The sequence below is a fragment of the Bradyrhizobium sp. Leo170 genome, from assembly GCF_004296405.1.
In the GTDB taxonomy this organism is placed as follows: Bacteria; Pseudomonadota; Alphaproteobacteria; order Rhizobiales; family Xanthobacteraceae; genus Bradyrhizobium.
Genome location: NZ_PSRR01000012.1, coordinates 50,680 through 61,276, shown reverse-complemented (window position 1 = coordinate 61,276; position 10,597 = coordinate 50,680). Strand labels below are relative to the sequence as shown.

At 62.0% G+C, this 10,597-nt stretch carries 8 protein-coding genes and 2 pseudogenes; 6 read left to right on the top strand and 4 right to left on the bottom strand.

The features are described 5' to 3' along the window. On the top strand, positions 1-262 hold a 262-nt coding region (locus CWO89_RS04375), incomplete at its 5' end, for an HRDC domain-containing protein (RefSeq protein ID WP_207234392.1). Between the two features lie 53 nt (positions 263-315). After that, positions 316-1,257, top strand: coding sequence for a metallophosphoesterase (locus tag CWO89_RS04370; RefSeq protein WP_130577431.1), 942 nt, complete (start codon positions 316-318; stop codon positions 1,255-1,257). A gap of 25 nt (positions 1,258-1,282) precedes the next feature. Here the strand turns inward: CWO89_RS04370 and CWO89_RS04365 are convergent, their stop codons facing one another. After that, positions 1,283-2,557: a S1C family serine protease gene (locus CWO89_RS04365; protein WP_130577430.1), complete on the bottom strand. Its 1,275-nt coding sequence runs from the start codon at positions 2,555-2,557 to the stop codon at positions 1,283-1,285. 252 nt (positions 2,558-2,809) lie between these two features. Beyond that, a complete protein-coding gene (locus CWO89_RS04360) occupies positions 2,810-3,823 on the bottom strand; it encodes a 1-aminocyclopropane-1-carboxylate deaminase (RefSeq protein WP_130577429.1) in 1,014 nt (337 codons plus the stop codon). Positions 3,824-3,984: 161 nt separating this feature from the next. Between CWO89_RS04360 and CWO89_RS04355 the strand changes: the two genes are divergently transcribed. The 3 genes from CWO89_RS04355 (at position 3,985) to CWO89_RS04345 (ending at position 6,019) form a co-directional block, all read left to right on the top strand. Beyond that, positions 3,985-4,449, top strand: a complete 465-nt coding sequence (locus CWO89_RS04355; RefSeq protein ID WP_130577428.1) for an Lrp/AsnC family transcriptional regulator — start codon at positions 3,985-3,987, stop codon at positions 4,447-4,449. A 150-nt stretch (positions 4,450-4,599) separates the two neighbouring features. Continuing rightward, on the top strand, positions 4,600-5,316 hold the full coding sequence (locus tag CWO89_RS04350) for a metallophosphoesterase family protein (protein ID WP_130577427.1): 717 nt from the start codon (positions 4,600-4,602) through the stop codon (positions 5,314-5,316). A gap of 142 nt (positions 5,317-5,458) precedes the next feature. Continuing rightward, a complete protein-coding gene (locus CWO89_RS04345) occupies positions 5,459-6,019 on the top strand; it encodes a carboxymuconolactone decarboxylase family protein (RefSeq protein ID WP_130577426.1) in 561 nt (186 codons plus the stop codon). A gap of 13 nt (positions 6,020-6,032) precedes the next feature. Here CWO89_RS04345 and CWO89_RS04340 read toward each other — a convergent pair whose 3' ends face one another. Continuing rightward, positions 6,033-9,197 carry an ABC transporter substrate-binding protein gene (locus tag CWO89_RS04340; protein ID WP_165420994.1) on the bottom strand — a complete coding sequence of 1,055 codons (3,165 nt, stop codon included), beginning with the start codon at positions 9,195-9,197 and terminating at the stop codon, positions 6,033-6,035. A 394-nt stretch (positions 9,198-9,591) separates the two neighbouring features. Here CWO89_RS04340 and CWO89_RS04335 point away from each other — a divergent pair. Then, positions 9,592-10,008 (top strand): annotated as a pseudogene (locus tag CWO89_RS04335) (DUF899 family protein); the annotation flags it as partial. Between the two features lie 124 nt (positions 10,009-10,132). Here CWO89_RS04335 and CWO89_RS49400 read toward each other — a convergent pair. Next, positions 10,133-10,423, bottom strand: a pseudogene (locus CWO89_RS49400) (GNAT family N-acetyltransferase); the annotation flags it as partial. Positions 10,424-10,597 lie beyond the last annotated feature (174 nt).

The following is a 10,597-nucleotide window of genomic DNA, read 5'->3' as shown; positions in this document are numbered from 1 at the left end:
CGAGCTTGCGCCTGTGGCGGCCGGCCAGGGCAAGGCCGCCAATCCCACGCTTCATGCCGCGCTGCGCGCCTGGCGTTCCGAGGTGGCGCGGCAGCGCAGCGTGCCCGCCTATGTCGTGCTGCACGATTCCACCATCGACGGCATCGCCGCCATGCGCCCGACGACGCTCGACCAGCTTCGCGGCATCGCCGGGATCGGCGACAAGAAGCTCGAGCATTACGGCGACGACCTGATCGCGCTGATACGGGCGACCGAAGGGTGAACGCCCGATCTCAGCGTTAGGCGGCGACATTCCCGTTTGCTATGGTGACAGCCATGCACGAATTGGGCCTTCAGGACTTGATCAAGCGGATCGGCGCCGAGCACGTCAGGCGGCGGCTCAACGACGAGACCGAGCATGAGGCGCAACTGTTCGGCCAGGGCACGCTGTTCTTCAACCTGGAGAACTCGTTGCTTGCGCCGGGCGTCATCGCAACGGCGCTGAAAATTGCGGGGCTATACGGCCGTGCGCGGCAGAACGCAGACCGCGTGTGCCTCAGGCGGAACGAGCTTGCCTCGACCGTGTTGCCCAAGAGCTTTGACGGTTTCACCATGCTGCATATCAGCGACCTGCACGCCGACATGAGTGCCGGCGCCATGCGGCGGCTGCCCGGCATGGTCGCAAACCTCGCCTACGACATTTGCGTCCTGACCGGCGACTATCGCGGCCAGACCTTTGGTCCCTTCGACAAGAGCCTCGACTATCTTGCGCCGGTGATCGCGGCGCTGAAGCCGCCGGTGTACGGCATCCTTGGCAATCACGACACGATCCGAATGACGCCGGCGTTGGAAGCGATGGGAATCCGGATGCTGTTCAACGAGTGCGAGGTGATCCGGCGCGGCGATCAAGCGATCTATCTCGCCGGCGTCGACGATGCGCATTTCTATCGCGCCGACGACATCGGCAAGGCCGCCGCGCCGATTCCCGGCGACGCCTTCTCGATCCTGCTTTCGCATACGCCGGAAGTGTACCGGGCGGCGGCGGCCGCAAGCTTCGACCTGATGCTGAGCGGGCATACCCATGGCGGCCAGCTCTGCCTGCCCGGCGGCATCGCGATCAAGCTGGAAGCAAGGCTGCCGCGTGCCTTCGGCGCCGGCGCCTGGAGTTACGGCAAGATGGCCGGCTACACCTCGGTCGGCGCCGGCACCAGCCTGCTGCCGGTCCGCCTCAACTGCCCGCCGGAGATTACGCTGCACACGCTGCGACGCGCGGCATGACGCGCCATAGGCGGGCGTGCCTGCGTCAACGAGCCGCCTTCTTCGCCCTCGCGCTCTCGCTCGCGGTGCAGGAGATCAGGAGCGTGTAGCCGCGGGCGGCTTTCGCGATCTCGGCGGTTTCCTTGTTCGGGTCACGTTGTGTGGTGGCACGATACGCCACCGCGCTGTTGTCGAGGAAATCCTTGAGGGCACCGGTCTTGATGGCGAAGTTGATGTTCTCGGGAATGTTGCCGGTCGCCTGCGCCACCTTGATCGCATCGAGCTTGCCCGAGACTACGCCGACCAGGGCGCCGGTGAAGTCGAGCAGCGGACCGCCGCTGTTTCCTGGCTGCACCGCGGCGCTGATCTGCAGAAAGCGGGTGTCGTTGAACATGCCGCTCATCGAACTGACGATGCCGGTGGTGACGGTGAAATCCGACGTCAACAGCCCGTGATAGGGATAGCCGATCGCAATCACGCCGTCTCCGGTTTGCACCGAATACTCCCGGATGGTCGCGACCTCCTTGAACGGGCTCGGTGCCTGTAGCAGCGCCAGGTCATTGGTTTCGTCGCTCGAGACCAACCGTAGCTTGATCGGCGCTTCGCCGCCGAGATTGCCGTTGATCTCGTCGCAGCCACTGATGACGTGGTTGTTGGTGACGATGTGTCCGTTGCCGCTGACCACAAAGCCGGTGCCGGTCTTGTTGACGGGCTTGGCCTGCTTCGGCGGCGCGGCACTGGGCTGCGCCGGCGCAGCCGTCGACGGTGCGGCGGCCTGCTTCGGCGGTGCGACCGCGAACTCACCGGCATTGGCGAGCCCGTTCTTCCTGACGCTTTCGACGCAAGTGACCAGCGCGGGCAATAGCTGCGCGGTCTGGTTCAGGTTGAACTGGAAGAGCTGGCCCTCGGCGAACGCGCTCATCGTCCGCGCCTTGCGAAATTGATTGATCAGCGACGAATTGAGCGGCATGTCGACCGCCACGAGCTGTGCCCCAAGCGGCCGCCCATACACGTTGAAGGGCTGCTCGCCGTCAAAGGTCAGCGTCATCGGAAAGGATTCGCCGGCCGTCAACCGCCAGCCTTGATGGGAAAATCCCAGGCGCCAATTGCCGCGGGCGTCGATCAGGACCAGAAAATAGATACCGCTCTGGTAGGAGGCACCGGCGGCGCAATGAGTGAAGTTGCCGCTGTTGTCGTCGGTATAGGCGCCGCCCTGCCAGTTGCCTATCGTGATCGAGCCATACGGCCCGCGCGCATGCGACGACGTCACGGACAAAACAACGCACGCGGCCGCGACGACCGCGCTGATCGCAAATCTCATACTTCACTCCCCAGCCAGGGCCCCATCATAGGAAGCTTCGGAACTCATCCGCAAGCTGCACGCGAACGTCGACTGTCGGGCGGCGCAGCCACGCTTAATGTTCCCATTTTGTTCTTAGTGCAAAATCTCGTCAACCACAAAGTGAGGAGCCGTAGGGTGGGCAAAGGCGCACTTGCGCCGTGCCCACCATCAACACTCCGCTCGAAAGGGTGGGCACGCTTCGCTTTGCCCACCCTACGGCTCTCCGTCGCGTCACCCATTTCGGAACGTGTACGCATAACCGTTGATTGCCGGCGCGCCGCCGAGATGGGCGTAGAGCACTTTCGAGCCGGCCGGAAAGAAGCCCTTCTGCACGAGGTCGATCATGCCCTGCATGGATTTGCCCTCGTAGACGGGATCGGTGATCATGCCTTCCAGCCGCGCGCAGAGCCGGATCGCCTCTTTGGTCGCGTCCGACGGCACGCCGTAAGCCGGATAGGCGTAATCTTCGAGCAGCACCACATCGTCTTCGACGATATCACGGCCGAGCTCGACGAGATCGGCAGTGTTCCGCGCAATCGAAAGCACCTGCGCCTTCGTCTGCGCCGGCGTGAAGGAGGCATCGATGCCGATCACGTTTCGCGCGCGGCCGTCGGCGGCGAAGCCGACCAGCATGCCGGCATGGGTCGAGCCGGTCACGGTGCAGACCACGATATAGTCGAAGCTGAAGCCGAGCTCCTTCTCCTGCGCCCGCACCTCCTCGGCGAAGCCGACATAGCCGAGCCCGCCATATTTGTGCACGGAGGCGCCGGCCGGGATCGCATAGGGCTTGCCGCCCTTGGCCTTCACCTCCTCGATCGCCTGCTCCCAGCTCTTGCGGATGCCAATGTCAAAGCCGTCGTCGACCAGGCGCACATCGGCGCCCATCACGCGGCTGAGCAGGATGTTGCCGACGCGGTCATAGACCGCATCCTCGTGCGGCACCCAGCTTTCCTGCACTAGGCGGCACTTCATGCCGATCTTGGCGGCGACGGCCGCAACCATGCGGGTGTGGTTCGACTGCACGCCGCCGATCGACACCAGCGTGTCGGCGTTGGACGCGATCGCATCGGGGATGATGTATTCGAGTTTGCGCAATTTGTTGCCGCCGAAGGCGAGCCCCGAATTGCAGTCCTCGCGCTTGGCAAAGATCTCGACCTTGCCGCCGAGATGTTTCGAAAGCCGCTCCAGCTTCTCGATATGCGTCGGCCCGAAGGTGAGCGGATAGCGCGCGAATTTTTCCAGCATCGTGGTCCCCGTTGATGGCATGGTCTCGATGCGGATTCCTAGCACCGGCCGGCCGAAAGGTGCTCTCTATTTCGACTGGGCACTTTATGCTCTATTACGCCAAACCTGCGCTAGTACCGCCAGTTCTCTCACGAATATGCGAAGTAATGAAAGAATCTTCCATGACTGCCGGGCTCGATCGCATCGACCTCAAGATCCTGCGATTGCTGCAGAAGAACGGCCGGTTGAGCAACGCCGAACTGGCCGACAAGGCCGGCGTCAGCCCTGCCACCTGTCATCGCCGCACCCAGCGCCTGTTCGAGGAAGGTTTCGTGAGGGAAGTCCGCGCGATCGTCGCCCCGCGCAAGGTCGACAAGGGCGCGCTTGTCATGGTCGGCGTCGTGCTCGATCGCTCCACGCCTGAAAGCTTTGCTTCCTTCGAGCAGGCGATCGCGAAACTCAAATTCGTTCTCGACTGTCACCTCGTCGCCGGCGACTTCGACTACTTCCTGAAAATCCGCGTCGGCGACATGGAAGACTTCAACCGCATCCACGGCGAACAATTGATCGCGCTGCCGGGCGTCCGGCAGACGCGAACATTCTTCGTGATGAAGGAGGTGGTGGACAATGCACCGCTGGAGTTTTGACCGTCTACGACGTCGGGCTTGGCTGCAGAACTTAAGCCATTCGCTCGAGGCCCTAAGAAACTTACACGTTATGGAACATTCCCAAGAAATATTTGCATGGCGAGTGCCGGTCCGTGGTGCCAAGTATTAGACGTTTGATGGAGATTCAGCATGCCTAAGCGTCTCACCTTCGCGATTGGAGACGTCCACGGGTGTTTCGACGAACTGAGATCGTTGATCCGCTTCTGCAGCAAATGCGCTGAAGATGCCGACCACGACTTTGTGCTGCTGGGCGACTATGTCGACCGAGGTCCGGCGTCGCGGGAGGTGATCGCCTATCTGATGCGCGAGCAGGCCGCCGCGCCGTCCAGATTTCGCTGCCTGCGCGGAAATCACGACGACATGCTTGTGATGGCGGCCAAGCGCGACCGCTCGGACGCCGAGCTGATTCAATGGTGGTCGAACGGCGGCGAGGCCACGCTGGCGGCTTACGGCGTCGACGATCCCTGCGATATCCCGCCGGACCATCTCGCCTGGATCAAGGCGCTGCCCCTCTCTTTTCACGACCATGATCGGTTCTTCGTTCATGCCGGCGTGCGCCCGGACGTCCCGCTCGACGCGCAATCCGAGCGCGACATGCTCTGGATCCGGGGACCGTTCCTGTCCTCGGAGGATTGGCACGGCGCGTTCGTGGTCCATGGCCACACGCCGACCGACACCAGCAGGCCGGATCTTCGCAGCAATCGCGTCAATCTCGACACCGGGGCCTGCTTCGGCGGTCCGCTCACTGCTGCAGCTTTCGGTCCGCACGACATGCGGCCGCTCTATTTCCTGGCCAGCGACGGCTTGCGGTTCACACTGACGCCGCGTCGCGGCGGTCAGACTTAAGGCAAATCGCCGACAAATTTGGAAGCCGAATCGGCCGCATCTCGCCCGATCGCATGTCACGGCAACTTCACTTGCTTCGTGCCGCCACGCAGGCCACGCTCAAATCTTCTTTTGGATTTTCATCAGAGAGAGGGGCTTTACCGTGCGCCTTCCCATCCTCGATCCGACCGAGCTGACCGACGAGCAGAAGCCGCTCTATGACGACATGCGCAAGGGCATCGAACGCCATTTCAAGGGCTTCGTGAACATGCGCGCCGACGGCGCGCTGCTCGGCCCCTGGAATCCCTGGCTGCGCGAGCCGAGGTTCGGCAAACCGGTGTGGGATCTGGTGAAGGCCGTCGCCTCGAACCCGCTGCTGCCGGCACCGGTGCGCGAGGTCGCGATCCTCGTCACCGGATCGCATTTCCGCTCGGGCTATGAGCTCTATGCCCACGTGCTGGTCGCCGAGGCGCGCGGCCTCTCCGACGAGAAGCTCGCCACCATCGTCGCCGGCCAGCGCCCGCTCGACCTGACGCGGCAGGAGGCGGTCGCCTATGACATGGCCTCGGCGCTGGTGAACGGTGGCGTGCTGCCGGAATTGACCTATCGCGCTGCCCTGCAGGAGTTCGGCGAGCACGGTGCAGCCGAGCTGTCCTATCTCGTCGGCATCTACGCCATGGTCTCCGTCACGCTGAACACGTTCGACGTGCCGGTGCCGGACTAGGACGCGCGCCTGGCTAAGCCGATGCCTTTGCCGAGCACATTGCAAGCAGCGACTTTGCAACTGGATCATCGGGGAAGGCAGTCAAGATATCTTCGTAGCGGCGGGCGGCTTGATCGAATTCACTTCGCTCGAAATGTAACGAGGCTTCCCATGTCAAATCGCACAGTCTGGTTGCATTGTCCCGCGCCTTGAGCTCCGGATCGTCGCTGGCCCTGATGCCCAGAAGCTCATAGATCATGAACTCCCGCTTGCGACCCTTGACCTGAACCTTTCTGATCGGCCTTGCCACGATTTCCGGCCCGACGGCTTCGACCACGCTGTCGCTGATGCAGATCGTGGTCCCGAAATTCTTGTTGATGCCCTCCAGTCGTGCGGCAACGTTCACCCCATCTCCCATGACGGTGTAGCTGAGCCGCTCGCTTGAACCGACGTTGCCGACGAGCACCTCAGCGCAATGCAGCCCGACCCGAAGATGCAACGACGGTCGCCCCTGCTTACTCCAGTCCGCATTGAGCTGTTCCATTCGCCTCGTCGCCCGCATCGCGCCGCAGCAGCCACGCAACACATCGTCGTCGCGATGGACCGGAGCGCCCCAGAACGCCATGATGCCGTCACCGATGAACTTATCGACCGTGCCGGACTCCTCCGCTATCGCCTGCGAGACGACTTCAAAATAGTGCGAAAGTTGCGCGAGTAGATCATTCGGCGCCATTTGCTCCGACAGGGTGGAAAAGTCCTTCAAGTCGGTGAAAAGCATCGTCATGAAACGCTGTTCGACACCGAGCGTCAGCGGGGTTCCCGTCTTGATCAGATTCCTGACTATGCCCATCGGCACGAACGAAGAGAAGGAGCGCAGCGACGTCTCGAACAACTTGACGGCGGCTTGGAGTTCCTTGATCTCCTTGATCTTTGATGGCGTCGCGACCCCGTATGAGAACGTCAGGTCCTCGACTGACCGCAAGTCCCGCGACACGCATTCGATCGGCCGTGACAATCTGCGGGAGAAGAAATAGATCAGCAGCAACTCGATGCCGGTGAGAGCAACGATCAGGGCGACCATCTGCTTGTTCGTTCGCTTGAGGGTTCCGATGAAATCATCGGTCGGCGTCAGGGTGATGACCTCCCATGGTTTGCCGAAACTTCCAGGAACGCGGGCAAATGAGGCGCTGATTTCTTCGCCGCCCTGCGGCGAGCGGAAGAGGAAGTCGTCGCGATTGGTATCGCTCTGTAGCCGATGGGCTTCACGTACGTTGCCGTCGTCAATCGTATCCAGCCTGGCCATTTCCAGGCGGTCGTTCTCCAGTCTCACGCCTTTCTTCGGGTCGGGATAGGCGATGATCGTGCCCTCGGTCGGATTGGCGATCACAGTGGTGCTGTGGGGGCTGGCGCGGTGGCTGGTGAGAAACTGCGACAGCACGTTGAGCGTGATATTTGCGGAAGCACAGCCGACGAACGCATCGTCCTTGACAACAGGCACTCTCAGAATGATGACCGGAAAGCCGGTGTCTGGATTCGGCCGAGGCCCCTCGATGATCAGTGCGCGGCTATCCTTCGCCGCTTGGTAGCCCGCGAGGGTCCTGATGTCCTCGATTGTCGGAAGGTCATAATTCCCTACGACGTGAGGCCACGTATCGTAGAACGTGCGGTGTCGGACCCGTCGCGGTGAGCCGGAGAAGCTGTCGATATAGGCGGAATGCCAGTTCGCTGTCGCTGGAATTTTGGGATCGGAGCGCCGGCGGTCATCGTCGATCCGGGTCACAACGCGATGATAGCCATCCTCCAAACTGACATAGACCGCGTCGATCTGCGGCGCCGACGTGAGCGCTTTGAAGAGCAACTCGCGGCTCTCCTCCTTCTTGAAGGCCTCGGGATCCTCCGCGGCGAAGGAGGCGAGCAACTCGAGCGTGGCCGCGACCGGATTGATCAGGCTTCGCGCGTCATCCATGCTAGCCCGCCTGGTCTTGGCCACGACGTCGTTCAGCGTCGCATTGATCGTGGCCGAGTTTTGCCAGTAGTTGTAGGCGAGGATGAATATCAGCGCGGGAATGCTGAGGAGGACGAACAATCCCGACATCGCCGCGCTCAGTCGCAGCGCACCGACTGCGCGCGCAATCCGGCGATAAAGGATCCGGCCCAGCAGGATCGCGACAACGACCGCAAGGAACGCCCACACTCTCGGATCTCGCATCTGCGATCGCCATGTTTCATCGTCAGACGCATAGATCAGCCCTTCCGCGAGTTTCGCTTCACGCAACATGCCGAGGTCGACATAAGCGCGAGCGATGGCGTTCCAGCGCGCGGTACTCTGATGACCGATTGCCGTGAGATGCGGCTCGATCAGCAGCTCGGTCCGTGTTGCCTCGAACAGGAGCGCCTTCTGACTTTTTTGCGCGGAGTACTTGCGTCGTATCAGATCGGCGATCTCCTCCTTGTGGGCGAGCGCATAGGCCCACCCCTTCAAGCTTGCCGCGCGAAACGCTGCTGCGCGCTCGGGATGTTCTACAATCTGGCGCCTTGAGGTGCAGAGGTTGTCACCGTAAAAGTCGAACCCGTAGGCGCGCGGCGAGAAGGCCATATAAGGCGTGCCGTACTCTTCGAACAGGTACGGCTCATTGGTGCTGTAGGCAACCATCGCATCGGCCCTGCCGCTGAGCAGATCACGCGGATTCCCGGAGTGGGTGATGCGGGGAAGGTCCGCATAGCTGACCCCCTCGTGCTTCAGCATCGCCGCGATATCATCGCTGCCGGGGGCATCCATCAAAGCGTGGCCCTTCAACTCGGACACTGCATGGATGCCGGCGCGGTGCAGCACCAGGATGATCGCCGCGGAGTGCTGAAAGATCACGGCGAGGACGACATTGTTGGCGCGTTCGGCGCTATTGACGAGCACGCTGGTCGTGCACACGCCAAAGTCGGCAGCGCCTTTGGCCACTTCGAGGCCCGCATCGATGCCAGGACCGCCCTCGCGAACCGAGACATCGAGGCCATTGTCGCGATAGAATCCCTGCTCGACCGCGGCGTAATACCCGGCGAACTGGAACTGATGTTTCCACTTCAGTTGCAGCGACACCTGTTCGAGCGCGAGGGCCGGCGTGACCCGACCGAAGACAAGTCCTGCCATGAGGCACAGCGCGAACAACACGTCGCGCCCATGACGCAACATTTGCGGTGCGGACATGTCGAGCCCTGCGCTCATATGTCAGCCTCGCAGGCAATGCCTGCCCTTCAGTCGCGAATTTGCCTCATATAGGCAAGTCTTGAGACAGCAAAGTCTGCATCAAGCCATGCGGCACATCAAGCAAAGCGAGCTGGTGAGGCCGACCCAACACCTTATGGCAGCGCACCAATAATGCGTCAGTGATACTTCTGCTTCTGGGCCCTAAGCCACATTCGAATTGACGCCAGAAATGCCTGCCTCGCGCATGGCGGCTGCAATCAGCGACTCGAACCGAGTAGCGCCACACTTGTAACTCTCACCGTTCGATTTCCGCTGCCAAGCCTGCGGCGAATGGAAACGCGCCTCGCGCCACGAGGCGCCCGAATTCGCCCAAATCCAGGAGGTTTCAGGAGCCATGAACACATCGACAGAAAGCGGACGGAAAGGCGGCCAGTCGGCCATGCACATACCACCGGTCGTGTTGCCGCACGAGTGGGAAGCGGCGCGCAAGCAGTTGCTTGTAAAGGAGAAGGCGCAGACGCGCGCCCGTGACGCGCTCGCCGCCGAGCGCCGGCGCATGCCGTGGATGGCCGTGGAAAAGGCGTATGCGTTCGAGGGGCCCGCGGGCAAGGCCACTCTGCTCGACCTGTTCGGCGGCCGGCGTCAGCGCATCGTCTATCGCGCCTTCTTCGAGCAGGGCGTGTTCGGCTGGCCCGACCACGCCTGCCGGGGCTGCTCCATGGTGGCCGACCAGGTTGCCCACCTCGCCCATCTGAACGCCCGTGATACCACTCTCGTCTTTGTCTCACGCGCGCCGCAGGCAAACACCGCGACCGCGGGCCCGTCTTCAACATAGCCGTTCGACAGATAAAATCGGCGGGCGGTCTCGGTGCTGACAACTTGCACCGATCGTTGCCTCGTTCAGCGGCTCGCGCCTCCAGTGCGCGCAACAGGGCGCGGCTAACTCCCCGAAACCGTGCATCAGGCGATACATAGTTAAGGCCGATCCTTCCCACATCGGTTACTGAACCGACCGCGAGAATGTCGCCATGTTCGATGGCCACCAGCACTGAATTGTCGGGTTGCTTGACCCAAGCGCGGAAGTTCTCATGGGTCTTGTTGCCCAACCATCGCGCCAGGATAGAGGGATCGTTTCGATGGTCAGCTTCGCAAAGCTCCGCGATCGACCACTTCAACACGATACAGCCGGCAATCGCGTCCTCTGGCAAGGCGTCTCGTATTTGCATTCGGCAACTTTGGCATTGAGCCAACACCCCGGCAATAGGTTGCCACTGGCCCGCTTCGGACCGCGCGGTCCAAGTCACCTTCCGCCATGTGTTGGCCGCTCGCCTACAACTGCAACCTTTTTTTGGGAGACTGAAATCGTGCAGTAGCGGGAGACAGTTTGAATGCGCCCTATC